The organism is Streptomyces albidoflavus (genome assembly GCF_000719955.1).
Taxonomy (GTDB): domain Bacteria; phylum Actinomycetota; class Actinomycetes; order Streptomycetales; family Streptomycetaceae; genus Streptomyces; species Streptomyces albidoflavus.
This window is the reverse complement of the sequence record NZ_JOII01000003.1, coordinates 300,732-323,456: the sequence shown is the minus strand read 5'-3', so window position 1 is coordinate 323,456 and position 22,725 is coordinate 300,732. Positions and strand designations below refer to the sequence as shown.

23 protein-coding genes and 1 riboswitch are annotated in these 22,725 nt (G+C 75.3%); of the genes, 14 read left to right on the top strand and 9 right to left on the bottom strand.

All coding sequences use genetic code 11. The annotated features are described in order from the left end of the window. Nucleotides 1-15 precede the first annotated feature (15 nt). Genes narH through narI form a run of 3 tightly spaced genes read left to right on the top strand, consistent with a single transcriptional unit; the run spans nt 16 to nt 2,954 of the window. On the top strand, nt 16-1,641 hold the full coding sequence (gene narH, locus IF45_RS0104830; protein WP_030305681.1) for a nitrate reductase subunit beta: 1,626 nt from the start codon (nt 16-18) through the stop codon (nt 1,639-1,641). After that, nucleotides 1,641-2,234, top strand: coding sequence for a nitrate reductase molybdenum cofactor assembly chaperone (narJ, locus tag IF45_RS0104825; RefSeq protein WP_003951939.1), 594 nt, complete (start codon nt 1,641-1,643; stop codon nt 2,232-2,234). The genes narH and narJ overlap by 1 nt, the downstream gene beginning before the upstream one ends. Before the next feature lie 9 nt (nt 2,235-2,243). Then, nucleotides 2,244-2,954: a respiratory nitrate reductase subunit gamma gene (narI, locus tag IF45_RS0104820; RefSeq protein WP_018468991.1), complete on the top strand. Its 711-nt coding sequence runs from the start codon at nt 2,244-2,246 to the stop codon at nt 2,952-2,954. 51 nt (nt 2,955-3,005) lie between these two features. Here narI and IF45_RS0104815 read toward each other — a convergent pair whose 3' ends face one another. Further along, on the bottom strand, nt 3,006-3,431 hold the full coding sequence (locus IF45_RS0104815) for an OsmC family peroxiredoxin (RefSeq protein ID WP_003951937.1): 426 nt from the start codon (nt 3,429-3,431) through the stop codon (nt 3,006-3,008). A 231-nt stretch (nt 3,432-3,662) separates the two neighbouring features. On the opposite strand from IF45_RS0104815, the gene IF45_RS0104810 reads away from it, so the two are divergent. Further along, nucleotides 3,663-4,706 (top strand): methyltransferase, encoded by a 1,044-nt coding sequence (locus IF45_RS0104810; protein WP_030305680.1) that lies wholly within the window; start codon nt 3,663-3,665, stop codon nt 4,704-4,706. On the opposite strand, the gene IF45_RS0104805 is transcribed toward IF45_RS0104810, so the two are convergent. Beyond that, nucleotides 4,684-6,699, bottom strand: coding sequence for a phage holin family protein (locus IF45_RS0104805; RefSeq protein ID WP_030305679.1), 2,016 nt, complete (start codon nt 6,697-6,699; stop codon nt 4,684-4,686). The two genes, IF45_RS0104810 and IF45_RS0104805, sit on opposite strands and share 23 nt — an antisense overlap. A 176-nt stretch (nt 6,700-6,875) precedes the next feature. Further along, on the bottom strand, nt 6,876-7,298 hold the full coding sequence (locus tag IF45_RS0104800; protein ID WP_003951934.1) for a hypothetical protein: 423 nt from the start codon (nt 7,296-7,298) through the stop codon (nt 6,876-6,878). 155 nt (nt 7,299-7,453) lie between these two features. Here IF45_RS0104800 and IF45_RS0104795 point away from each other — a divergent pair, with 155 nt between their 5' ends. Continuing rightward, nucleotides 7,454-8,221: an MBL fold metallo-hydrolase gene (locus tag IF45_RS0104795; protein ID WP_008410887.1), complete on the top strand. Its 768-nt coding sequence runs from the start codon at nt 7,454-7,456 to the stop codon at nt 8,219-8,221. Then, a complete protein-coding gene (locus IF45_RS0104790; protein WP_008410888.1) occupies nt 8,218-8,871 on the top strand; it encodes a DedA family protein in 654 nt (217 codons plus the stop codon). Before IF45_RS0104795 ends, IF45_RS0104790 begins: the two co-directional genes overlap by 4 nt. 12 nt (nt 8,872-8,883) lie before the next feature. Here the strand turns inward: IF45_RS0104790 and IF45_RS0104785 are convergent, their stop codons facing one another. Beyond that, nucleotides 8,884-9,906 carry an MBL fold metallo-hydrolase gene (locus tag IF45_RS0104785; protein ID WP_030305677.1) on the bottom strand — a complete coding sequence of 341 codons (1,023 nt, stop codon included), beginning with the start codon at nt 9,904-9,906 and terminating at the stop codon, nt 8,884-8,886. Then, complete coding sequence (locus IF45_RS0104780; RefSeq protein ID WP_015506792.1) at nt 9,903-11,153, bottom strand: aminotransferase class I/II-fold pyridoxal phosphate-dependent enzyme; 1,251 nt, start codon at nt 11,151-11,153, stop codon at nt 9,903-9,905. Before IF45_RS0104780 ends, IF45_RS0104785 begins: the two co-directional genes overlap by 4 nt. A gap of 202 nt (nt 11,154-11,355) precedes the next feature. On the opposite strand from IF45_RS0104780, the gene IF45_RS0104775 reads away from it, so the two are divergent. After that, complete coding sequence (locus IF45_RS0104775) at nt 11,356-11,706, top strand: DUF2795 domain-containing protein (RefSeq protein WP_008413550.1); 351 nt, start codon at nt 11,356-11,358, stop codon at nt 11,704-11,706. A 158-nt stretch (nt 11,707-11,864) separates the two neighbouring features. Further along, nucleotides 11,865-12,416, top strand: a complete 552-nt coding sequence (locus IF45_RS0104770) for a type 1 glutamine amidotransferase domain-containing protein (RefSeq protein WP_010640853.1) — start codon at nt 11,865-11,867, stop codon at nt 12,414-12,416. 18 nt (nt 12,417-12,434) lie between these two features. Here the strand turns inward: IF45_RS0104770 and IF45_RS0104765 are convergent, their stop codons facing one another. Then, nucleotides 12,435-13,028: a TIGR03086 family metal-binding protein gene (locus IF45_RS0104765; RefSeq protein ID WP_030305672.1), complete on the bottom strand. Its 594-nt coding sequence runs from the start codon at nt 13,026-13,028 to the stop codon at nt 12,435-12,437. 122 nt (nt 13,029-13,150) lie between these two features. On the opposite strand from IF45_RS0104765, the gene IF45_RS0104760 reads away from it, so the two are divergent. From IF45_RS0104760 to IF45_RS0104750, 3 genes are all read left to right on the top strand, one after another. Then, nucleotides 13,151-14,674, top strand: coding sequence for a bifunctional phosphatase PAP2/diacylglycerol kinase family protein (locus IF45_RS0104760; RefSeq protein ID WP_030305669.1), 1,524 nt, complete (start codon nt 13,151-13,153; stop codon nt 14,672-14,674). A gap of 149 nt (nt 14,675-14,823) precedes the next feature. Then, entirely contained in the window at nt 14,824-15,639 is an 816-nt protein-coding gene (locus IF45_RS0104755; protein WP_030305667.1) for a methyltransferase domain-containing protein, read from the top strand. A gap of 372 nt (nt 15,640-16,011) precedes the next feature. Continuing rightward, nucleotides 16,012-16,191: riboswitch (cyclic di-AMP (ydaO/yuaA leader) on the top strand. Nucleotide 16,192: 1 nt separating this feature from the next. After that, nucleotides 16,193-17,134 carry a LysM peptidoglycan-binding domain-containing M23 family metallopeptidase gene (locus IF45_RS0104750; protein ID WP_030305665.1) on the top strand — a complete coding sequence of 314 codons (942 nt, stop codon included), beginning with the start codon at nt 16,193-16,195 and terminating at the stop codon, nt 17,132-17,134. Between the two features lie 103 nt (nt 17,135-17,237). Here IF45_RS0104750 and IF45_RS0104745 read toward each other — a convergent pair whose 3' ends face one another. Beyond that, nucleotides 17,238-18,119: an alpha/beta fold hydrolase gene (locus tag IF45_RS0104745; RefSeq protein ID WP_030305664.1), complete on the bottom strand. Its 882-nt coding sequence runs from the start codon at nt 18,117-18,119 to the stop codon at nt 17,238-17,240. A gap of 44 nt (nt 18,120-18,163) precedes the next feature. Between IF45_RS0104745 and IF45_RS0104740 the strand changes: the two genes are divergently transcribed. Continuing rightward, the gene (locus tag IF45_RS0104740; RefSeq protein WP_015506795.1) at nt 18,164-18,763 is read left to right on the top strand and encodes a TetR/AcrR family transcriptional regulator; all 600 of its coding nucleotides are present in this window, start codon (nt 18,164-18,166) and stop codon (nt 18,761-18,763) included. On the opposite strand, the gene IF45_RS0104735 is transcribed toward IF45_RS0104740, so the two are convergent. Further along, nucleotides 18,723-19,094: a MerR family transcriptional regulator gene (locus tag IF45_RS0104735; protein WP_030305662.1), complete on the bottom strand. Its 372-nt coding sequence runs from the start codon at nt 19,092-19,094 to the stop codon at nt 18,723-18,725. The genes IF45_RS0104740 and IF45_RS0104735 overlap by 41 nt on opposite strands. Nucleotides 19,095-19,202: 108 nt before the next feature. Here IF45_RS0104735 and IF45_RS0104730 point away from each other — a divergent pair, with 108 nt between their 5' ends. Beyond that, complete coding sequence (locus IF45_RS0104730) at nt 19,203-20,084, top strand: NADP-dependent oxidoreductase (RefSeq protein WP_030305660.1); 882 nt, start codon at nt 19,203-19,205, stop codon at nt 20,082-20,084. A gap of 215 nt (nt 20,085-20,299) precedes the next feature. Further along, nucleotides 20,300-20,656 (top strand): VOC family protein, encoded by a 357-nt coding sequence (locus IF45_RS0104725; RefSeq protein ID WP_003951918.1) that lies wholly within the window; start codon nt 20,300-20,302, stop codon nt 20,654-20,656. 7 nt (nt 20,657-20,663) lie between these two features. Here the strand turns inward: IF45_RS0104725 and IF45_RS0104720 are convergent, their stop codons facing one another. After that, nucleotides 20,664-22,718, bottom strand: coding sequence for a DUF5107 domain-containing protein (locus IF45_RS0104720; RefSeq protein WP_008413528.1), 2,055 nt, complete (start codon nt 22,716-22,718; stop codon nt 20,664-20,666). Between the last annotated feature and the right edge of the window lie 7 nt (nt 22,719-22,725).

Here is a 22,725-nt window from a genome sequence, read left to right as displayed (position 1 = left end):
CAGGGGAGTGCCGACATGCGCATCATGGCCCAGCTCGCGATGGTGATGAACCTCGACAAGTGCATCGGCTGCCACACCTGTTCGGTCACCTGCAAACAGGCGTGGACCAACCGGGACGGCATGGAGTACGTCTGGTTCAACAACGTCGAGACCCGACCGGGGCAGGGGTACCCGCGCCGCTACGAGGACCAGGAGAAGTGGCGCGGCGGCTGGCGGCTCAACAAACGGGGCAAGCTCACCCTGCGCTCCGGCGGCCGCTTCCGGAAGCTCGCCACCATCTTCTCCAACCCCGAACTGCCGGAGATCAAGGACTACTACGAGCCCTGGACGTACGAGTACAAGAACCTCACCGACGCGCCGCTCGGCGACGACTACCCGGTGGCCGAGCCGCGTTCGCTGATCACGGGCAAGCCGATGAAGATCGAGTGGGGCGCCAACTGGGACGACGACCTCGGCGGCGCCCCGCAGTACGGCGACCTCGACCCGATGGTGGAGAAGACCCGCGCGCAGGCGTCCGAGAAGGTCAGGTTCGCCTTCGAGCAGACCTTCATGTTCTACCTGCCACGGATCTGCGAGCACTGCCTCAACCCGTCCTGCGTGGCCGCCTGCCCGTCGGGCGCGATCTACAAGCGGAGCGAGGACGGCATCGTCCTGGTCGACCAGGACCGCTGCCGGGGCTGGCGGGAGTGCGTCACCGGCTGCCCCTACAAGAAGATCTACTTCAACCACCGCACCGGCAAGGCCGAGAAGTGCACCTTCTGCTACCCGCGCACCGAGGTCGGCCTGCCCACGGTCTGCTCGGAGACCTGCGTCGGCCGGCTGCGCTACCTCGGCGTGCTGCTCTACGACGCGGACAAGGTGGCGGCGGCCGCGGCCACCGAGGAGGAGACGGGGCTGTACGAGGCGCAGCTCGGCGTCTTCCTCGACCCCGAGGACCCCGAGGTGCGGCGCGAGGCGGAGGCGGCGGGCATCCCGCACGACTGGGTGGAGGCGGCCCGCCGCTCCCCCGTGCACGCGCTGGTCAGCCGGTACAAGGTGGCGCTGCCGCTCCATCCGGAGTACCGCACGATGCCGATGGTCTGGTACATCCCGCCGCTGTCACCGGTGGTCGAGGCGCTCAACGAGACCGGCTTCGACGGGGAGGACCCCGACAACCTCTTCGGCGCCATCGACACCCTGCGCATCCCGCTGGAGTACCTGGCGGAGCTGTTCGCCGCCGGGGACACCGGGCCGGTCCGCGCCTCGCTGGAGAAGCTGGCGGCGATGCGCTCCCACATGCGCGCGATCAACCTCGGCGAGCGCCCGGACCCGGCGATCGCCGCCTCCGTCGGCATGGACCTGACGGAGATGGAGGCGATGTACCGGCTGCTGGCCGTCGCCAAGTACGAGGAGCGGTACGTCATCCCGACCGCCGCGGTCGGCGACGCCCGGCGGCTGGAGGAGTCGGCGGTGCCCACCTCGTGCAGCCTCGACCACGCCGACGGGCCGGGCATGGGCGGCGAGGGAGCCTTCGGCCAGGACTCCGGCCGCACCGAACTGCCGCTGGTCTCCCTGGAGACCTTCCACGCCCTGCGCGCCCAGCAGACCGCCGACGCGCAGCCGCACGTCGGGGACGTCGCCGCATCCCGGGGAGAGAAGTGATGGACACCGCCGTGCTCCACCAGGCCGCCGCGCTCTGCCTGGTCTACCCGGACGAGACCTTCCACGAGCGGCTGCCGCTGCTGCGGGCCGCCGCCGGTGATCCGGCGCTCGCCGAGTTCGTCGCCTGGGCCGGGGAGCAGGAGCCGGGCGAACTGGCCGCGCACTACGTCCGCACCTTCGACTTCCGCAACAAGCACAGCCTCTACCTCTCCTGGTGGCGCGACGGCGACACCCGCCGCCGGGGCGCCTCCCTGGTCTCCTTCAAGGCCGCCTACCGCGCCCAGGGCCTGGAGTTCACCGGCGAGGAACTGCCCGACTTCCTCCCGGCCGTACTGGAGTTCTCCGCCCGCGTCGGCCCCCGCCTGCTGCTGGAGAACCGGCCCGGCGTCGAGCTGCTCCGCATCGCGCTGACCGAGTCCGGCACCCCCTACGCCCGGGTCCTGGACGCCGTCTGCGCCTCCCTGCCCGGCCCCTCCCCCAAGGACAGGGCGGAGGCGGCGGCGCTGGCCCGCTCCGGCCCGCCGCGCGAGGAGGTCGGCCTGGACGGCGCCCTCGCCCCGTACGGCCGCCCGACCCTGCCGCTGCTGAACTGAGGAGACCGCATGAACGTGCTGCTGTGGGGCGCCCTGCCCTACGTGGCCTTCGCCCTGCTGGTGGCCGGGATCGTCTGGCGCTACCGCTACGACCGCTTCGGCTGGACCACCCGCTCCTCCCAGATCTACGAGTCGAAGCTGCTCAACATCGCCTCCCCCGTCTTCCACTACGGCATCCTCTTCGTCCTCGCCGGCCACCTGCTGGGCCTCTTCGTCCCCGCCTCCTGGACCGACGCGATCGGCGTCACCGCCCACACGTACCACCTGTTCTCGCTGTACGGGGGCACGCTGGCCGGGGCGGTGGCGCTGGCCGGGATCGCCCTGCTGGTCTACCGGCGGCGCACCCGGGCCCCGGTCTTCCGCGCCACCACCGCCAACGACAAGGTGATGTACCTGGTGCTGGTCGCCGCCATCGTGCTGGGCATGTGGGCGAAGGTGGCCCACTCGACCCCGACCGCGGGCTACGAGTACCGCGACACCATCGCCCCCTGGGCCCGCAGCCTCTTCCGCCTCAGCCCCGACATCGGCCTGATGAGCGGCGTCCCCGTGCTCTACCAGATCCACGCGGTGGTCGGCATGCTCCTCATCGCCCTGGTCCCGTACACCCGCCTCATCCACATGTTCGCCGCCCCGGTCCAGTACCTGTTCCGGCCGTACATCGTCTACCGGAGCCCGGACGAGCGGCAGTTGGCGCGGCGGGGGGCGCCGCGGGGGTGGTGACCCGTGTGCGGGAGGAGCCGGCGAAGCTCCTCCCGCACGCCGAGGCACGGCTCAGGCCAGCTTGGCGCTGTGCGTGATCGTGGTGCCGGTCAGGGCCTGGCTGACCGGGCAGTTGGCCTTGGCGTCGGCGGCGGCCGCCTCGAAGTCCTCGGCGGAGATGCCGGGGACCTCACCCTCGACCTTCAGGTGGATGCCGGTGATGCCGGTACCGGGCTGGAAGGTGACGTCGGCGGAGGTGGTGAGCCGGGTCGGCGGGGTGCCGGCCTTGGCCAGGCCGTTGGAGAGGGCCATCGAGAAGCAGCTGGAGTGGGCGGCGGCGATCAGCTCCTCGGGAGAGGTCTTCCCGTTGGCCTCCTCGGCGCGGGACGGCCAGGAGACCTGCTGGTCGCCGATGCCGGAGGAGTCGAACGAGACGGTCCCGCTGCCCTTGAGCAGGTCGCCTTCCCAGACGGTGTGGGCCGAACGCGTGGTGGCCATCGGTGAGTTCCCTTCATACGGCGGACCGGCGGGATGCCGGTCCCGGGGGCTATCCGATCACAGGCGGGACGAGGACGGGTCCGCGCGGTGACGCGTCGCCGTGTCCCGTAGCGGTCGGTTCCTGTCGCTCGGGGGACTCATGGCGCCTCGGTCCGGGACAGGCGCGCCCGGAGTGGGCCACCGTGGAGGCGCGTACCGGCCAGAGGGAACACGAGGGAAGGGAAGACACCTGTGGCGAACTCCGATGTCCCGGCGGCGGGCGAGGCAGGCCGCGAGCTGATCGTCCGCCTCGCGTTCGGGAGCATGGCGGCGCAGACCCTGCGTGCGGCGGTCCGGCTCCGGGTCGTGGAGCTGATGGGCGACACCCCGCGTCAGGCCACCGAGGTGGCCGAGGCCGCCGGTGCCGCCCCGCAGCCCATGGCGCGGCTTCTGCGCGCCCTGGGCGCCCTCGGCCTGCTGGAGGAGCGCGCGCCCGGCACCTTCGCGGTGACGCCTGCGGGCGCGCTCCTCCGTCCCGAAGCTCCGGGCTCGGTCGCGTCGTTCGTGCGGATGTTCACCGACCCGGCGCTCGTACGGGCCTGGGAGCACCTGGACGACAGCGTCCGTACCGGTGAGGTCGCCTTCGACGCCGTCTTCGGCACCGACTTCTTCAGCCATCTCGGCCGGCACCCGGAGCTGTCGGCGGAGTTCAACGCGGCGATGAGCCAGGCCGTCGCGGGGACCGCCGCCGTGCTGCCGCACGCCTTCGACTTCGGCCGGTTCCGCCACGTCACCGACGTCGGCGGGGGTGACGGAACCCTCCTGGCCGGAGTGCTGGCCGCCCATCCGCACCTCTCCGGCGCGGTGTTCGACACGGCGGAGGGTCTGGCCAGGGCGCCGGAGACGATCGAACGGCACGGGCTGGGCGGGCGGTGCGCTCCGGTCGCCGGGGACTTCTTCCGCTCGGTGCCCGAGGGCTCGGACCTCTACCTGGTGAAGAGCGTCCTGCACGACTGGCCGGACGAGCGGGCGGTCACGATCCTGCGCCACTGCCGCGCGGTGCTGCCGCCGGGCGGCACCGTCCTGATCGTGGAACCGGTACTGCCCGAGACCGTCCGCGCCGGCAGTGCGGGCACCTACCTCAGCGACCTCAACATGCTGGTGAACCTGGGCGGCAGGGAGCGCACCCGCGAGGAGTTCGCGGAGCTGTGCCGGAGCGCGGGCCTGGCCCTCACCTCGGTCACCCCGCTCGCCGAGGCCGCGCCGTACAGCCTCATCGAGGCTGTGGCCGGCTGACGGCGGGCCAGCCGGGCGACGCCGTCTCCAGCCAGCCGCGCAGGACGGCGTGGACCTGTTCGGCGCCGGTCAGGTCGGTGCCGTCGGCCGGGGCCGGGTCGGGCAGGGAGAGCGGCGAGAGCAGGAAGGGGTGGCTCTGGGCGCCGCCGAGGCCGCCGTGGGAGCCGATCTGCTCCTCGAAGGCGTGGATCTCGCCGGTCTCCGGGAAGCAGGCCGAGTTGATCATGATGTCGGCGGTGTGCGGGAAGCCGTCGGTGCGCCGCACCGCCTCGGCGGCTCCGGGGCCGAAGGGCTCCAGCGGGCCGCCGGGACGGTCGGCCTCGGCCAGCGGTACGGCCTGGCCCGCGCCGAGCACGACCGCGCCGTGCTCCTCGCTGCGGACCAGCAGGAACCCGATGCCCGGGTGGGCGGCGAGGGTGGTGAGCAGCGCCGGGTGGCGGCGGTCGATCTCCTCGCGGGTCATCCGGTGCGGTACGTCGGGGAAGGAGACGAGGCCGAGGTTGCCGGAGGCCAGCACCACGGGTTCGGAGCGGCGGGGCCGGACCTCGTCGGCGGGGCCCTCCTCGACGGGCCGGTGCAGTGCGGCACGGACGGCGGCGCGGGCCTCGGCGCCGCTGGGGGTGCGGCGGGCGCGGCGGGGCACGGGCAGGCCGCAGCCGGCGCGGACGAGGTCGGCGAGGGTCAGGCCGTACCGGGAGCGGAAGGTCTCGCCGGGGCTCTGGCCGTGGTCGGAGAGGAGGACGATCCGGTAGGGGCGGGGGGCGTGGTCGGCGACCTTCTCGATCAGGGCGAGGGAGCGGTCGAGGCGGGCGAGGACCTGGTCGGCGTCGGGGCCGGTGGGCCCGGAGTGGTGGGCGACCTCGTCGTAGGCGACCAGGTCGGCGTAGACGGAGGTACGGCCGGCCAGCATGTCGCCCATGACGGCGGCGACGACCACGTCCCGTTCGACGACGGTGGCGAAGGCCCGCACGAAGGGGTAGAGCCCGGCCCGGCCGACGCGCGGGGTGTCGCCGCGCAGCCGGGAGCGGGTCGACTGGACCATCTCGCGCAGCACCTCGGCGACGAAGGACATCGCGGTGCGGACGGCGTTGGCGGGGTCGGAGAAGTAGGCGAAGTAACCGGAGCGGGAGCGCTGCCCGCGCTCGCGGCGGGCGGAGACCGACAGGACGAGGGCCACCTGTCCGGCGCCGCCGCTGAAGAGGTTGCCGCGGCTGGCCCCGTCGTCGGCGAGGAGCCCGGCGTTCCCGGTGCGGCGCACCGCGCGGCGCTGGAGTTCGGCGGCGGAGGCGGGCCGGTTGCTGACCATGACCTGCCGCCGCTCCTTCTCGTACCAGCGGAAGGCGGGGATGTCGTACGTGGTGCCGTGCAGGATGCCGAGCTGGCTGGCGCCGGTCTGGCTGGACCAGTCGGTGCGCCAGGGGGTGAGGCGGTGGGTGGCGGGGGCGGTGCCGTGGCCGAGCCAGCGGGCGACCGTGGGCAGCAGGCCCCGTGCGACGGCGGAGGCGAGGACGTCGTGGCCGACGCCGTCGAGCTGGAGGAAGACGGTGCCGGGGGTGGCGGGCACCGGCAGGGCGCGGCGGCGGCGCCGGTCGGAGAGGCGGTAGAGGCGGCGCCGGTAGGCGTTGTCGTCGCGGACGGCGAGGGCGGTGCCGGTGGCGGAGGCGACCGCCGACATGACGGCGGCGACCAGGACGGCCGTCTCGGGGGCGGCGGTGCCCCGCCCGTCGGGGATGAGCCAGAGGGCGAGGGTGAGCAGCGAGCCGTTGAGGGCGAAGGCGAGCAGGCCCAGCACGAGGGCTGGGACCAGCAGCAGGGCGCGGACGACCAGCGGCCAGACCAGGGCGGACAGGATGCCGAAGACCCCGGCCCCGGCGGCGGCGGTGATACCGATGCGGGTGGCACTGTCCCCGTCGGCGGACTGGAGCCGGAAGTCGGGCAGGATGCCGGCGAGCACCAGCATGGTGACGGTGGAGACGGCCCAGACCGCTCCCATCCGCCACAGCGCCCCCGCGAACCTCCGCCACGGCCTCTCTGCCACGCCTGCCCTCACCTCGTCACACCGGCGGGTCCCGCCCGCCGGGCCCGGTCCAGCGTTTCACACCGGCTTCGGCCGGTCCGTTCCGGTATGTGCCCGGGTGGTGCGGCCGGGTACCGCGGTCGGCCGTGGCCTCAGCAGCCGTCGTATCCGGCGGTGGGCATGGAGAGGCGGCGGTGGACGCGGGCCTTGGAGCGGGGACCGTACTGCGGCTCGGCGAGGTCGGCGGTGACGACGCGGGCGCCGCGCCGGGCGCAGAGGGCGGTGAACTCCTCGGCGCAGGTGACCGCCTGGTCGAGGACGCGCCGGCTCGGGGTGAGGAAGAGGTCGACCCGCCCGGCGTCGAAGTCGGCCCACAGCTCGGGGTGGTCGGGGGCGAGCCGGTGGAGCAGCAGTTCGCGGGTGATGACGTGGTCGTGGGCGGCGGCCCAGCGGGCGCACATGTCCTGCTGGCTGCGGGTGTCGACGAGGAAGGGGTCCTGGTCCAGGTGTTCCAGCGGGGTGAGGCTGGCGATGGCCGCCGCCCGTGGGTGCGGCGCCTGCCCGGCGTCCTCCATGGCGTCCTCCCTGACGTCCCCCGCCGGGCTGGGGCCCCGGCCCGTTGGCGTCCGTAGACCCTATCCCGGCCTTTAGGCTCGTAGGGAGCGGTCTTCCGGCCGTCCCCCGTCCGGGTGACGCGGGGGCGGGGGCCGCAGGGAGGAGTGCGCGGACGGTGGAGATCACCTGGTGGGGTCATGCCACCTGCACGGTGGAGGACTCGGGGGTGCGGCTGCTCACCGACCCGGTCTTCGCGCGGCGGCTGGCCCATCTGCGGCGGCGCCGGGGGGCGCCCCCGCCGGCCCGGGCGGCGGTCGCCGACGCGGTCCTCGTCTCGCACCTGCACGCCGACCACCTCCATCTGCCGTCGCTGGCGCGGCTGGCGGCGGGGACGAAGCTGCTGGTGCCCCGGGGCGCGGTCCGTGCCGTGCCGGGGCTGCGGCGGCTGGCGCGGCTGGACGTGGTGGAGGTCGGGCCCGGGGACACCGAGAAGGTCGGGCCGGTCACGGTGCGGGTGGTCCCGGCGCTGCACGACGGGCGGCGGATGCCGGTCGGTCCGCGCCGCTCGCCCGCGCTGGGCTTCGTGGTCGACGGCCGGGCACGCACGTACTTCGCGGGGGACACCGGGCTCTTCGACACGATGGCCGAGGAGGCCGGGCCGGTGGACGTGGCGCTGCTGCCGGTGGGCGGCTGGGGCCCGGGGCTCGGCCACCACCACCTGGACGCCACCCGGGCCGCCGAGGCGCTGCGCCGGCTCGCCCCGGCCTCCGCGGTGCCGGTGCACTACGGGACGTACTGGCCGATCGGGCTGGACGCGGTGCGGCCGCACGAGTTCCACTCCCCCGGTGACGAGTTCGTCCGCAAGGCGGCGGTGAGCGCCCCCGGGGTGCGGGTGCACCTGCTGGACCACGGAGAGAGCGTGCGGCCCGAGGTCCGCCGGTGACGGGCCCGGAGCTGTCTCCGCTGGTGGTGCTCGGCGCCGCCGGGGTGCCCGACGCCACCACGCAGCAGGCTCTCGGCTACCCCTCGCTCTTCCTGCTGATCTTCCTGGGCGCGCTGGTGCCGGTGGTGCCGACGGGCGCGATCGTCAGCGGCGCCGCCGTGGTCGCCTTCCACGAGGCGGCGCCGGTGACGCTGCTCCTGCTCTTCCTCGTCTCGGCGCTGGCGGCCTTCCTCGGCGACCTGGTCCTGTACTGGCTGGGGCAGCGCGGGGTGCGGTCGCGCGGCGGTTCGCGGTGGCTGGACACGCTGCGGCAGCGGGCGGCGCCGGACCGGCTGGAGCAGGCCCGCGCCAAGCTGGACGACCACGGCGTGGCGGTGCTGATCCTCTCCCGGCTGATCCCGGCGGGGCGCGTCCCGGTGATGCTGGCCTGCCTGCTGGCGCGGATGCCGCTCTCCCGGTTCGCCCGTGGGGACGGCCCGGCGTGCCTGGCGTGGACGGCGACCTACCAGCTCATCGGCATCGTCGGCGGGTCGCTCTTCGCCGAGCCCTGGGAGGGCGTGGCGGCGGCGGTGGCGCTGACGGTGCTGATCAGCGCGGCCCCCGGGGTGTGGCGGCGGCTGCGGGGGCGGACGGCCTCGTCCTCGCACTGAGGGCGCCGGCGGTCACAGGGTGCGGGAGCCGCCGACGGGCAGGTCCCACAGGTCCTCGCGGGGGCGGCCGGTGCGGGCCCAGGCGGCGCGGACCCGGGTGAGGGGTTCGAGGACGGGTTCGGCGGAGAGCAGGAAGGTCGCCCAGTGCATGGGGGCCATCCGGCGGGCGCCGAGGTCGGCGCAGGCGGCGACGGCCTCCTCCGGGTCGCAGTGGACGTCCCGCAGCCACCAGCGGGGGGCGTAGGCGCCGATCGGCATGAGGGTGAGGTCGATGCCGGGGTGGCGGCGGCCGATCTCGGTGAACCAGTGGCCGTAGCCGGTGTCGCCCGCGAAGTGCACCTTGCGGCCCTGCGGGTCGGTGAGTACCCAGCCGCCCCACAGGGTGCGGCAGGTGTCGAGGAGGCCGCGCCGCGACCAGTGGTGGGCGGGGACGAAGTCGAAGGTGACGCCGCCGATCTCACGCCCCTGCCACCAGTCCAGTTCGTGGACGCGGGTGAAGCGGCGGCGCCGGAACCAGCGCCCGAGCCCGGCCGGGACCAGGACCGGGGTGGTGCGCGGCAGGCGGCGCAGGGTCGGGGCGTCGAGGTGGTCGTAGTGGTTGTGGCTGATGACGACGGCGTCGACGGGCGGGAGGGAGGCCCAGGGGACGCCGACCGGGGTGACGCGCGGCGGCGTGCCGAGGATGCGGTGCGACCAGACCGGGTCGGTGAGCACGGTGAGGCCGCCGATCCGCAGGATCCAGCTGGCGTGTCCGGCCCAGGTCAGGGCAAGGACACCGGGTCCCGCCGGGGGCAGCGGCGCGGGCGCGCAGGGCAGCAGCGGGACGTCGCGCCGGGCCTCGGTGCCGGGACGCAGGGCGCCGGCCTCGCGGGCCAGCCGGGTCACGGCGCGGACGCCGGGGAGGGGGGCGGTGAGGCGGTCCCGGTAGGAGCGGCGGCGGTGGCGGCCAGGGGCGGCCTCCTCGGGGCGGGTGGTCGCGGCGGGGGCCGGGGCGAGGGCGGCGGGCGCGGGGACGGGGTCGCGCTGCTGGGTCATCGGGTGGCCTCCTCTGCTCCGGCGGGGGGTGCGGCGAGGGCGCCGAGGACCTCGGCCACCCGGTCCAGGGCGCGTCGCACGGGGGCCGCCTGGAGGGGGTCGGGGGCGCCGGTGAGCAGGTCGGCGCGGACCCGTTCGTCGTCGCCGAGGAGCGGACCGGTGGAGAGCCGGACGCGGAGCTGGTCGAGGTCGTCGCCGAAGCGGTGGCCGCCGGGGGCGGGCATGCCCAGCCGGGCGGTGAGGTCGTTCTCCAGCTCCAGCGCGTCGGTGACGCCGCGTGCCGCGAGGGCGGGGGCCAAGGGCGCCAGGTCGGCGTAGAGGTGGCGGCCGGCCTGGGGCGGGCGGACCAGGGCCCCGGCGGTGTGCAGGACCTCGTACAGGGCGCCCGCCAGGCGGCCGTGCAGGGCCACGGCGTGGGCGAGCCGGGCGCCGAGTGCGCGGGGTTCGCCGAGGGCGTGCGTGGCGGCGGCCGCGACCGGGGTGGCCAGGGTCGCGTCGAGGGCGGTGAGGATGTCGAGGCAGCGGGCCCGCAGCTGGGCGCCGGCGGTGGTGCCGGGGAAGCGGGCGACGGCGGCGGGCCAGCCGGGCGGGAGCCAGCCGCCGGAGAGGTCGCTGAGGACGGTGACCCCCTCGGGCAGCATCTCGGCCGGGCCGACGACGGGGTTCTCCTGGGGCCGGTGGACGGTGTCCCGCCAGGTCTCGTCGCTGACCACGTGCAGCCCCTCGGCGGCGGCCGCCTCGACGGCGCGGCTCATCACCTCGGGCACCGCCACCGTGCCGGTCGGGTCGTCGGCGACGGCGAGCACCAGCAGCCGCGGGTCGCCGCCCTCGGCCCGCACCCGGCGGACCGTCTCCAGCAGGGCGTACGGGTCGGGCACCCCGCCGCAGGCGGCCGGTGAGGGCACCGAGAAGGTGGGGCGGCCCAGCAGCCGGGCCTGAGGCGCCCACCAGGCGGGGCAGGGCCGGGGCAGCAGCACGTCCCCGCCGACGGCCGCGGTCAGGGCGAGGAGCAGGGCGGGCGCGCCGGGGGCGGCGGCGAGCAGGGCCGGGTCGGCGGCGAGGCCGCGCCGCGCCCAGTACCCCTGGGCGGCCGCCAGGAGGGCGGGGCCGCCGCCGGGGGGTTCGGCGTGCGGGCGCTCGGCGGCGCGGGCGAGGACGGCGGCGAGTTCGGGGACGACGGGCAGGCCCGGCTCCGGCACGGGCGGACCGTACCGGAGGGGTCCACGGCCCTCCAGGGCGCTCTCCATCCGCCGTACCTCCGCTCGAACGCATTACCCCTCTCGCACTGTGCCGCGCCCCGGCCCCGCCCACCACCGGGGGCCTCCGATCCGGGGAACGGAGGGGATGGTTCGGGCCGGGAGCGCCGGGTACGTGTGGGGCCACGGCCGGCCGGGCCGGGTGTCCGGGGCGGCCGTACCCGCAGAACGGACCCGTACAGAAGGGCACAGCATGCAGCGAGGCAGTGACCGGATGAGCGTCCACCGCGACGAGGGGATGAAGCACGAGCTCCGCGACTACCTGAGGTCGGGCCACCCGACCCGGTCCGAGGAGTGGCACGACGCGGAGCCCGGCGACCCGCTGGGGACGCATCCGGACATCGCGGAGGTCCGGCACGAGCTGGGGCGGCGGCTGGGCCGTACGCCCTTCCCGGCGAGCGCGCCGGAGCTGGCCAGGGTGCTGGACGCCGGGCACTGCCCGGACGAGGTGGTGGCGCTGCTGGAGCCGCTGCCCGCCGACGAGACCTACCGCAACGTGCAGGAGCTGGCGACGGCCGTGGTGGAGGCCAGGGCCGACGCCTGAGGCAGGGCGACGGACCGCCCCTTCTGCCCCCTTTGCGTCCGGGGGGCGGTCCGCGCGACCCTGGAAGGACACCCGGATGGCGGCGGGCAGGCCACCCCGGGCCGCCGGACGGGGCGGACCGGAGAGCCGGGACGAGGATTCGAAGGGCGGGAACGCCGATGCGTGTCGCATTCCTGGTGGCCCCCGAGGGCGTGGAAGAGAGCGAACTGACCGGGCCGTGGGAGGCCGTGACCGAGGCGGGCGGTGAGCCCGTCCTGGTGTCGACCTGGCCGGGCGAGGTCCTCTCCTTCCGCCATCTGGAGAAGGGGGACCGCTTCGTCGTCGACCAGGTCGTGGGCGAGGTGTCGGCGGGCATGTTCGACGCGCTCGTCCTCCCCGGCGGCGTGGCCAACCCCGACCAGCTGCGCACCGACGCGGAGGCCGTCGACCTGGTGAAGGACTTCGTCGACCAGGGCCGGCCGATCGCCGCGATCTGCCACGCCCCGTGGCTGCTGATCGAGGCGGACGCGGTGCGCGGCAGGACCCTGACCTCGTACCCGAGCCTGGCCACCGACATCCGCAACGCCGGGGGCACCTGGGTGGACGAGGCGGTCCGGGTCGACTCCTCGGGCCCGACGACCCTGCTGACCAGCCGCACCCCGCGCGACCTGCCGGCCTTCAACGAGGCCCTGGTGGGCGTCTTCACGACGGCGGCGGCCGCCGCTCGCTGAGTTCCGGGCGCCGGCCCCCTACGCCTCGCGGCCCAGCCGGGCCAAAAGGCGGGTCTGGGGGTCGGCGCCCGAGGGCGGGGTGAGGGGCGGGGCGAAGACGCCGCTGCCGGAGAGGTCGTCGGCGTAGGGGGCGGTCTCGCGGTCGGCGAAGGCGACCAGTCCGGCGGGGAGGTGTTCGGTGGCGCCGATGCCGCGGGCCAGGTCCCAGGCGTGGATGATCAGGTCGGTGGTCATCTGGCCGCAGTAGTGGTCCGCGTCGCTCGGCCCGTAGGAGAGTTCCACGGTGCGGCCGAGGGCGCCGGGGGCAGCGAACGCCTCGCGGGCACCGCGAGCGGCCGCCTCCCAGGCGCCGACGGGGTCCTCGCCGAGGAGATCGCCGTCGAGGGCGTCACCGACCGACTCCATCGTCTCGCCGGCCAGCAGCGGGGGCGCCCAGAGCTGTTCGGAGACCAGGTGGGCGACGAGGTCGCGCACGTTCCAGTCGGTGCAGGGCGTGGGGTGGTCCCACTGGTCGTCGAGGATGTCGTGGACCCGCCGGCCGAACAGGTCCAGCGCGGCCGCGTGCGCCGCGAGGAGTTCGGAGTGGCTGGGGGTGCTCGTCTCGGGGGACATGGGGTCCATCCTCACCCCGCGCGGGCGCGCACGCCGGGGGCGGGCGCCCGTTCCGGTGACGGACGCGCCCGCAGTCGCGCGCCGTCGCGGGTGAGCGGGGCGCGCGGGGGTACCCGTGCCGCATGCGTCCTGACCCAGTGAACTCCCTGCCCGCCCGGCTGCGCCCCAAGGTGCCCGCCGCGTTCGCACCGGAGCCCCCGGCTTCCCTGGCCGAGCGGCTGGTCGCGTTGGACCGCACCGTCTTCGAGGCGGTCGCGGCACGCCGCTGGCCCGGCGCCGACCGGGTGCTGCCGAAGCTGAGCCGCAGCGCCAACCACGGCCTGCTCTGGGGCGCGGTCGCGGCGGGGCTCGCGGTGACCGGTTCGCCGCGCGCCCGCCGGGCGGCGGTCCGGGGGCTCGCCTCGCTCGGGCTCGCCTCGGCGACCATCAACACCCTCGGCAAGCGGACGGTGCGGCGGCAGCGCCCCGGGCTGGAGTCGGTACCGCTGATACGGCAGCTGAAGCGGCAGCCGATCACCTCGTCGTTCCCCTCCGGCCACGCGGCCTCGGCGGCGGCCTTCGCGACCGGGGTCGCGATGGAGTCCCGGGGCCTGGGCGCGGCGGTGGCCCCGCTGGCGGCGGCGGTCGCCGTCTCCCGCATCCACACCGGCGCGCACTACCCGGGTGACGTGCTGGCCGGGGCGGCGCTGGGCGCGGGCGCCGCCTTCGCCGTACGCGGCCTGGTGCCGACCCGGGACCAGCTCCCCTCCCCCGGCCGCCCGCTGGTGGACGTACCGGCGCTGCCCCGGGGCCACGGCCTGGTCATGGTGGTGAACCAGGGCGCCGGTACCCCCGACAAGGCGCGGGTGCTGCGCGAGCTGCTGCCCGAGGCCGAGGTGGTGGAGTGCCGGGGCGACGGGCTGGTGGCGGAGCTGGAGAAGGCGGCGGGCCACGCGCTGGCCCTCGGCATCTGCGGCGGCGACGGCTCGGTGAACGCGGCGGCCGGGGTGGCGCTGCACCACGGGCTGCCGCTGGCGGTGCTGCCGGGCGGCACCCTCAACCACTTCGCCTACGACCTCGGGATAGAGGACCCGAAGGAGCTGTGCCGGGCGGTGGAGGCGGGCGACGCCGTCGCGGTGGACGTGGGCCGTTTCCGTTCCGGGGAGCGGACCGGGTACTTCCTCAACACCTTCAGCCTCGGCGTCTACCCGGAGCTGGTCCGGGAGCGGGAGCGCTGGTCGGGCCGGGTCGGCGGGCGGCTCGCGGACGTGGTGGCGGCGGCCCGGGTCCGGCGCCGGGACAATCCGCTGGAGGCGGTGGTGGAGGGTGAGCGGCGCCCCCTGTGGCTCCTCTTCGCGGGCAACTGCACCTACCGCCGGATGGGGCTGACCGGCGGGCGCCGGGTCGACCTGGCCGACGGCCTCATCGACGTCCGCGCGGTGCACGGCGGACGCGGCCCCGGGTTCCGGCTCATCGCGGCGGCCCTGGCGGGCCCGCTGACCCGCTCGCCCTTCCACGCGGCGGTACGCGTCCAGCGGCTGCGGATCGGCGGGATCAGTCCGGGCACGCCGCTGGCCTTCGACGGCGAGGTGACCGACGCGGGCGCGAGCCTGCAACTGGACAAGCTCCACGAGGGGCTGCGGGTGTACCGGCCGCTCACCCTCTGACCTCGCGCCACCGCGACGGCCCGCATGATGAGACAGGGGTCTCATCATGCGGGCCGTCGCGTGTACGGTCACGGCACCGGGGCCGGTCGCGCGACTCCGCCACCGGCGCCCGGTCCGCCGTCCGCCTGCCCGCCGCGAGGAGAACGCCCGTGCCCACCGACCCCGCCGCCGTCGTCTACACCCACGGCCACCACGAGTCCGTCCTGCGCTCCCACACCTGGCGCACCGCCGCCAACTCGGCCGGGTACCTCCTCTCCTCGCTGGAGCCGCACCACCGCGTCCTGGACGTGGGGTGCGGCCCGGGGACGATCACCGCCGACCTCGCCGCCCTGGTCCCGCAGGGCCACGTCACCGGGATCGACAGCGCCGGGGAGATCCTGGACGCGGCCCGCTCGGCCGCCGCCGAACGCTCCCTGACCCACACCACCTTCCGCACCGGCGACGCCCAGGCACTCCCCTTCCCCGACGCCTCCTTCGACGTGGTCCACGCCCACCAGGTGCTCCAGCACCTCGGCGACCCGGTGGGCGCCCTGCGCGAGATGCGCCGGGTCTGCGCGCCGGGCGGCCTGGTCGCCGTACGGGACGCGGACTACGCGGCGATGACCTGGCACCCGGCAGGCCCGGGGCTCGACCGGTGGCTGGAGCTGTACCGGTCGGTGGCACGGGCGGGCGGCGGCGAGCCGGACGCGGGGCGGCGGCTGCGAGCGTGGGCCCTGGAGGCCGGGTTCACCGAGGTCACGGCGACCGCCTCGGCCTGGTGCTACGCCGACGAGGAGGAACGGGCCTGGTGGGGCGGACTGTGGGCGGACCGGACGACGGCCTCCGGGTACGCGGAGCGGGCGGCCGGCCTCGGGTACGCGGACCGGGCGGAGCTGGAGCGGATCGCGGCGGCCTGGCGGCAGTGGGCGGCGGCACCCGACGGCTGGTTCGCGGTGCTCCACGGGGAGCTGCTCTGCCGCGCCTGAGCGGAGCGGACCGGGGGCCGCACCCGACCGAGGTGACACAGCGTCACTCTTATGCGGCCCCTACACCACCCCGCATTGCGGACAAATAGGGCATCGAGCTGCATATGCATCAATTGGCGCCGCGTCGGACGCCGTTGAACCCGCCCCGTGAGCAGCGTCATAGCCGTCACGGTCCGTGGCAGCCGCCGCGAGCCCGGGCACAACGCCCGTCACGCCCGGAAAGATCGCGAGTCTACGGAGGGTGACCACCCCCCGGAACAAAGGATCAAGAAAGCGACTTCCGGGGCGCGCACGCTGCTTGTTCACGGGAGTCGGGCTCGTCTACGGTCACCGTCATTCCGGATGGACCGCCGAATCCTGCCGCCGTCCGGTATCCGCACATCGACCCTTCCACGGCAGGAGCGGGGGACCCAGGTAAGCCGCCGGAACCGGGAGCAGCGCACCGCGCACGCCACCGGCCCCGGCTAGGGGTGAAGCCGCGCCACACGGCGCGGCCGGGCAGCTCCAGCCCGAACCCGACAGCTCACCTCGCAGGCGCCGGAGAGGAACCTTCATGCCCGCCAAGGGGAAGCACCGCCGTACCAGGACCATGCGCATAGCCCGCACGCTGGCCATCGCCGGCTCGGGCAGCGCCGCTCTGGCCCTGCCGCTGATGGGCGCCGCCCACGCACAGGCCGCCGAGAAGTCGGCGCCGCAGTCGGTCGCCGTCCAGCAGGCCGTCGCCGCCGCTCAGCAGCAGGCGCCGAAGAACGCCGCCGCCGAGACCTACGAGGTCGCCGTCGGCGACTACCTGGCCAAGATCGCCGACGAGCAGCACGTCGACGGTGGCTGGGAGCAGCTCTACCAGGACAACCGCGAGGTCGTCGGCTCCAACCCGAACCTGATCCTCCCGGGCATGAAGCTCTCGGTGGACGGCACCGCCGCCGAGGCCCCGAAGCAGGCCCCGGCCAAGCCGCAGAGCGCGCCGAAGCAGGCCGCGCCCAAGGCCGACACCGGCGCCTCCACCGCCCAGAAGACCGAGACCGCGCCGAAGCCGGCCGCCCCGGCCAAGCCCGAGGCCGAGCAGGCCGAGCAGCCCGCCGCCGCCTCCGGCGACTGGGTCCGCCCGGTCGAGGCCTCCGCCTCCACCGCGTACCGCGCCTCCGGCGGCAGCTGGTCCTCCGGCTACCACACCGGTGTCGACTTCTCCGCCTCCTCGGGCACCTCGGTCAAGGCCATCGGCGCCGGCACCGTCGTCTCCGCCGGCTGGAGCGGCTCGTACGGCAACGAGGTCGTCATCAAGCACGCCGACGGCAAGTACTCCCAGTACGCCCACCTGTCGTCGCTCTCGGTCTCGTCCGGCCAGACCGTCACGCCCGGCCAGCAGATCGGCCTCTCCGGCTCGACCGGCAACTCCACCGGCCCGCACCTGCACTTCGAGGTCCGCACCGGCCCGAGCTACGGCTCGGACATCGACCCGCTGGCCTACCTGCGCGGTCACGGCGTCTCCGTCTGACGCTCCCCCGGCACCGCCGGGTCTCTCCTCACCACCGGCCGGGGCCGGACCTGGGTACACACCACCCAGGTCCGGCCCCGGCCGCGTGTGTGCCGCCGGCCCCCTACCGCCCGGCCATCTCCAGGATGCGTCCGGCGACCAGGGCCGGCTGGTCGGTGGGCAGCGCGTGGCCCGCGCCGGGCACGATCTCCACCTCGACGGTGTCCACCAGCGCGCCGACCCGGGCGGCCACCTCGCGCGCCTCGTGCAGGGTGCTGCGCTCGCCGAGCAGGAAGAGCGCGGGTGCGGTCAGCCGGCCCAGCTCCTCGTCGGTCAGGACCCGGGCGGCGGGCAGCGCGCGGCGGAACCCGACCCCGGCGCGGCCCAGCCGCATCAGCTCCGCGTCCAGGATCGCGGTGTTGCCCACCAGCCGGGCCAGTCGCGGCCGGAGGGCGCGCGGCGCCAGGCCGGCCAGTCCGCCGGCGATCAGCCAGGTGTAGAACCGCCGGCCCGGGTCGGCGAATCCCGCCGGGTCGAGGAGGGTCAGGGTGGCGGTCCGGCCGGGGTGGTGGATCTGGTGGTTCAGCGCCAGCCAGCCGCCGTACGAGCAGCCGACCACGTGGGCCGCGCTCGCCTCCAGTCCGTCGAGCACCTCCTCCAGCCAGGCCGCGCCGTCCCGCCCGTCGGCGACCGGCGCGGTCTGCGTGCTCGCCCCGGCCTCGCCGACCGTGTCGACGGCGATCACCGTGCGGTGGGCGGCCAGCGCCTCGACGTACCCGTGCCACATCAGGGAGTTGCCGCCCGCGCCGGGCAGCAGGACGATCGGCTCGGCACTCGCCGGGCCCACCCGCAGGACGCGGGTGGTGCCGAAGGAGGTGGACACGTCGACGGCGGTGCGCGGACCGGGCCAGACCTGGTCGAGGACGTACGCGTAGGTCGCGCGGTACCGCTGTGCCGCCTTGTCGCTCTTGAACTCGCCTATGCTCATGGTACAGGTGTACCACACCCTTGGTACACCTGTACCACCACCGGAAGGGGAGGAGCGGCGTCATGCCGGTCGACCACGAGGAACGCAGGAAGCAGATCGCCGAGGCGCTGCTGCGCATCGCCGACACCGAGGGCTTGCAGTCGGCGAGCATGCGGGCGGTCGCCGCCGAGGCAGGGGTCTCCCTGCGGCTGGTGCAGTACTACTTCACGACCAAGCAGGCGCTCCTGCTGGACGCGCTCGCCCGCCTCGGCACTCAGCTCCAGGCGAGGATGGACCGGTTCGTCCGGGCGGCCGGCACCCCGCCCACGCCGCGCTCCACCGTGACGGCCATCCTGACGAGCATCCTGCCGACCGACGCCGAGAGCCGCCGCATCACCCGCACCTACGCGGCCTACTACACGCTGGTCCTCGGCGATCCGGCGCTGGAGAAGCAGGCCACGGCCCAGCCCGACCTGCTGGAGGGCTTCCTCGCCCGGCAGATCGGCGCGGCCCAGGAGTCCGGGGAGGTCGCCCCGGAACGCGACCCGGTGATGACGGCGGCCGGGCTGCTGGCCATGGTCAACGGGCTGGGCTCAAGCGTGCTGGGCGGACAGCGCACGGGGGACGCGGCGCTCGCCGTCCTCACCCACCACCTGGACGAGCTGTTCGGGGAGCCTCGATGACGCCGTCCAGGAGGGTACGTGAGGAGAGCAGGTCGTCGATGGCGCGGGTGATCCGCTCCCGCTCCCGGCGGAGTTCGGCGACCAGGCCGGAGCAGACCGGCACCAGTCGCTCCCCCTCCTCGCGGACGCACGGGAGGACGCGGGCGATGGTCGCGGTGGTGAGCCCGGCGTTGAGCAGCGTGCGGACCCGCCGCACCGTCTCGACGTCCCCCTCGGCGTACACCCGGTAGCCGCTCGGCAGGCGGTCCGGGGCGAGCAGCCCCTGCTCCTCGTAGTAGCGCAGCAGCCGTTCGCTGACGCCGGTCCGCCGCACCATCTCGCCGATGCGCATCGCGCCCCTCCCCCGGGGTTGACTCTCACACGGATGTGAGACTTTAGCGTCTCCTCACAGCGGCCAGGTCAATGGGGCGACGCCCGCCCGTTCCCGAGGAGTGGTGTCATGCGTGCCGTGCAGATGGACGTTCACGGAGGCCCCGAGGTACTCACCGTCCGGGAGGTGCCCGAGCCCGTGTGCGGTCCGGGCGAGGTGCTCGTACGGACGGTGGCGAGCAGCCTCAACCCGGTGGACTGGAAGACGCGGGCCTGGGAGGAGACCGGGCCGGCCCTCCCGGCGACCCTCGGCTGGGACCTGGCCGGCATCGTCGTCGCCAGCCGCGCGCCCGGCTTCGCACCGGGCGACCGGATCCTCGCCATGTCGGCGCAGATCGCCACCGGCCTCGGCACCTGGGCCGAACTGGTCGCCCTGCCGCAGCGGTTGCTGACCCCCGCACCGGCCACCCTGAGCCTCGCCGAGGCCGCCGCACTCCCGCTCGCCGGAACCGCCGCCGTGCAGGCGGTCGCCGCACTGCGCCCCCGGCCCGGCGGGCGCCTGCTGGTGGCCGGGGCCGCCGGAGCGGTGGGCGGACTGGCCGTGCAACTGGCGCGGCTGGCGGGGATGACGGTCGACGGACTGGTCTCCCGCCCCGGACACGTGGCAGTGGCGCGGGAGTTGGGGGCCGCGACGGTGACACACGACCCGGCGTCGCTGCCCCGGGGCGCCTACGACGCCGTGCTCGACACCGCCGGGGTGGACCTCTCCGCGAGCCTCACCGAGGGCGGCCGCTACGTCTCCGTGGCCGACACCCCGCTCCCCGACGTGCCGGACGCGGCCAAGAGTTACGTCCAGGAGAGCAGCACGGATCTGGCCCGGGTGGTGGAACTGGCCGACGCGGGCGCGCTGCGGGTGCGGGTCGCCGAGCACCATCCGGTCGGGCGGGTCCGCACGGCCCACGAGCGGTTCGAGGCGGGCGGGCTGCCGGGGAAGGTGGTGCTGCTGTTCTGAGGCCGGGGCGGTCGCGACGAGACGCCATGTCACGACTGGTCGCCGAAGAGGGCCGTTCCCCTGAAGGGAGTTGAGGCCTCGGCGGGGACCTGACGGTAGGGACGCGGCGTGCCATCATGAGGGCGTCGCGCGGGCTTCGGATCTTCCTCCGCCCGGTGTCGTGCGGCGAGGTCAACCGCGAGCGTGCGGGCCGGAGCGTCTGGAATGGGTGAAGCGTGGAAATCCTGGGGACCACACTGCGGATCTGCGTCGAGGATCTGGAGGCCGCGGTGCCGTTCTACGAGCGGCTGGCGGGCAGCCGGGCGATGCGGCACCAGCAGGGCGGCGTCTCCGTCGCCGCCGTCGGCTGCTTCCTGCTGATGAGCGGGCCCAAGGCCGACCTGGACGTGCTGCGGAAGGTCGCCGCGACCATCGCCGTGGCCGACGTGGAGCAGACCGGGCAGGTCCTCGCCGCCTCCGGCGCCGCCGTGATCGCGGGCCCGGTGGCGACACCGGCCGGGCGCACCCTGGTCGCGATGCACCCGGACGGCTCGGTCTTCGAGTACGCCGACCGGCTCGGCGCCTCCGCCTGACGCCCCCTCAGCCCTCCTGTCCCGCGGGCCGCATCCGGAAGTCGTAGGCGGCGGGCAGGGGTTCGTCGCCGAGCCGGGCCCAGGTGTCGCTCAGCACCTCGTCGCCCTCGCGCAGGTCGGCCACCTCGAACCCGCCGGTGAAGACGGCGAGCGCGGCCTCGCGCTCCCCCTCGGCCAGCAGCAACTGGGCCTCCAGGAGCCGGAAACGGCCCCGGGCACGGGTCGCGGGGTGCAGCCGCCCGTACACCTCACGGGCCGCCCCCGCCCGGTCCGCCGCGAGCAGCGCCGGGACGGCCTCCCGGACCAGGGCCGCGATCAGCGGCGAGGGCTCGTCGTCCGGGTCCTCCCCGTCGGGGGTGCCGCGCCGCGCCAGGGCGTCGGCCAGTGCCTCGGCGTACCGTTCGGCGGCGCGTACGGGATGACGTGCGGCGGTGTCGGCGACGGCGAGGGCGCGCAGGGCGGGCCAGCGGGCGGCGTCGGCCGCACCGGGGGCGGTCAGGGCCCGTTCCCAGCTGCGGACGGCCTGGGCGAGGTCGCCCGCGTGCCACTGGGCGACGCCCAGGTGGTACTCGGTGAGCGGGTCGGGCGGGGCGGTCTCCAGCAGGTCGCGCCAGGCCGGGGAGACCAGGGTGGGGCCGGGGTCCTGGTCCGGTCCTGGGGCCTTGGCGGGCAGCGCGCCGGTGTCCAGCAGGGCGGCCCACGGGCGCTGTTCGGGGCCCGGCGCGTCGTCGAAGGGGGTGCCGGGCAGGTCGAGTGCGGCGCGACGGACCTCCAGGGCGCCCCAGGCGGAGCCGGTGGCGAGGCGTTCCCCGGGCGGTGTGTCGGCGACGGCGCGCCAGGCGTCGCGGGCGGCGGCCAGTTCCTCCGGCGGCAGGGCCCGGTCCAGGGCGGTGCCGGCCTCGGTGGTCGCGGCGGCCCAGTCCGGGCCGTGGGCGGCGCCGGGGTCGACGTGGAGCGGCCCGTACGCCTCCAGCCAGGCACTCTCGGCGCCGGCGGGGAGCGGGACGTGTTCCAGCTGGGTGCGGGCTAGGCCCGCCTGGATCTCGGCGTAGCCGCCGGTGCCGGGCTCGGTCAGCCACTCCTGCCAGCGGCGCCCGCCCGGACCGGAGCCCCAGACGAAGAGTTTGCGGCCGGGGAGTTCGCCGGTGGAGGTCTGGACGAGGCCGTGTCCGTCCCGGTCCAGAGCGGCGATCCAGGGGCGGGCGGCCGGGTCGCGGGGTTCGTGGAAGTAGTCGGCCGGGTGGTGGGAGTGGGCGGGGTGGCTGCGGTCGGCGCCGTCGTGGTGCGGGAACGGGACGCGGCGCAGGCGGCGTTCGTAGCCGAAGTGCCAGGCGGTGTCGGCCGGGGTGAGGACGCGGTGCTCCTCGGGGACGGCGGTGTTGGACCACCAGTAGAGCGGGGCGGTGGTCAGGTGCGGGTTGCGGACCCGGACGCCCACGAGGAGGAAGTCGGAGTCCTCGGGGAGCCAGAGGTCGACCTGGAAGGGCAGGTCCCGCAGCCGCTCCCACTCCCAGAGGCGGAGCATCTCGCCGCCGTCGGGGGCGGGGACGCGGGCGGCGTGCAGGGGGGCGCAGGAGAGGGTGGTGTGGCCGGTGGCGCCGATGTTCCACTCGATGCCCCCGGAGTACCAGGCGCCGTTGAGGGCGAAGTCGGCGGGCTGGAACACCGGGTTGCGGTAGAGGAGTTCACGGCCGGTCGGCTTGTGCAACAGGGAGTGGACGCGTCCGCCGAGGCCGGGCAGGACGGTGGCGCGCAGCCGGCTGTTCTCCAGGACGAGGGCGGGCAGGGCGGTGGGGACGCGGCGGCGTTCGTAGCCGTCCAGGACGCGGGTGGGCAGCAGCGAGGTCAGCGGGGCGAGCGCGAGCCCGCGCGCCATGTCCGGCGGGAGCCCCGGGACGGTCGCCGGGTCGACGGTGTGGGTCTCGTCGAGCGGGCGCAGCGGGGCCAGTGGGTTGACCGCCCCCAGGGGTGCGGCGGGCAGGGTCAGCCGGTCGTGCCGGATCGTGGTCGCCAAGGCGTAACTCCCCTCACCGGGGCGCTCCTTCGCGCCCCTCGCCGCCATGGAACCC

Bases quoted from the DNA above. Each gene is read 5' to 3' on its own strand.
- narH (WP_030305681.1), top strand. From the start codon at position 16: ATGCGCATCATGGCCCAGCTCGCGATGGTGATGAACCTCGACAAGTGC.
- narJ (WP_003951939.1), top strand. From the start codon at position 1,641: ATGGACACCGCCGTGCTCCACCAGGCCGCCGCGCTCTGCCTGGTCTAC.
- narI (WP_018468991.1), top strand. From the start codon at position 2,244: ATGAACGTGCTGCTGTGGGGCGCCCTGCCCTACGTGGCCTTCGCCCTG.
- IF45_RS0104815 (WP_003951937.1), bottom strand. From the start codon at position 3,431: ATGGCCACCACGCGTTCGGCCCACACCGTCTGGGAAGGCGACCTGCTC.
- IF45_RS0104805 (WP_030305679.1), bottom strand. From the start codon at position 6,699: ATGGGAGCGGTCTGGGCCGTCTCCACCGTCACCATGCTGGTGCTCGCC.
- IF45_RS0104800 (WP_003951934.1), bottom strand. From the start codon at position 7,298: ATGGAGGACGCCGGGCAGGCGCCGCACCCACGGGCGGCGGCCATCGCC.
- IF45_RS0104785 (WP_030305677.1), bottom strand. From the start codon at position 9,906: ATGACCCAGCAGCGCGACCCCGTCCCCGCGCCCGCCGCCCTCGCCCCG.
- IF45_RS0104780 (WP_015506792.1), bottom strand. From the start codon at position 11,153: ATGGAGAGCGCCCTGGAGGGCCGTGGACCCCTCCGGTACGGTCCGCCC.
- IF45_RS0104775 (WP_008413550.1), top strand. From the start codon at position 11,356: ATGCAGCGAGGCAGTGACCGGATGAGCGTCCACCGCGACGAGGGGATG.
- IF45_RS0104770 (WP_010640853.1), top strand. From the start codon at position 11,865: ATGCGTGTCGCATTCCTGGTGGCCCCCGAGGGCGTGGAAGAGAGCGAA.
- IF45_RS0104765 (WP_030305672.1), bottom strand. From the start codon at position 13,028: ATGTCCCCCGAGACGAGCACCCCCAGCCACTCCGAACTCCTCGCGGCG.
- IF45_RS0104760 (WP_030305669.1), top strand. From the start codon at position 13,151: ATGCGTCCTGACCCAGTGAACTCCCTGCCCGCCCGGCTGCGCCCCAAG.
- IF45_RS0104750 (WP_030305665.1), top strand. From the start codon at position 16,193: ATGCCCGCCAAGGGGAAGCACCGCCGTACCAGGACCATGCGCATAGCC.
- IF45_RS0104740 (WP_015506795.1), top strand. From the start codon at position 18,164: ATGCCGGTCGACCACGAGGAACGCAGGAAGCAGATCGCCGAGGCGCTG.
- IF45_RS0104735 (WP_030305662.1), bottom strand. From the start codon at position 19,094: ATGCGCATCGGCGAGATGGTGCGGCGGACCGGCGTCAGCGAACGGCTG.
- IF45_RS0104730 (WP_030305660.1), top strand. From the start codon at position 19,203: ATGCGTGCCGTGCAGATGGACGTTCACGGAGGCCCCGAGGTACTCACC.
- IF45_RS0104720 (WP_008413528.1), bottom strand. From the start codon at position 22,718: ATGGCGGCGAGGGGCGCGAAGGAGCGCCCCGGTGAGGGGAGTTACGCC.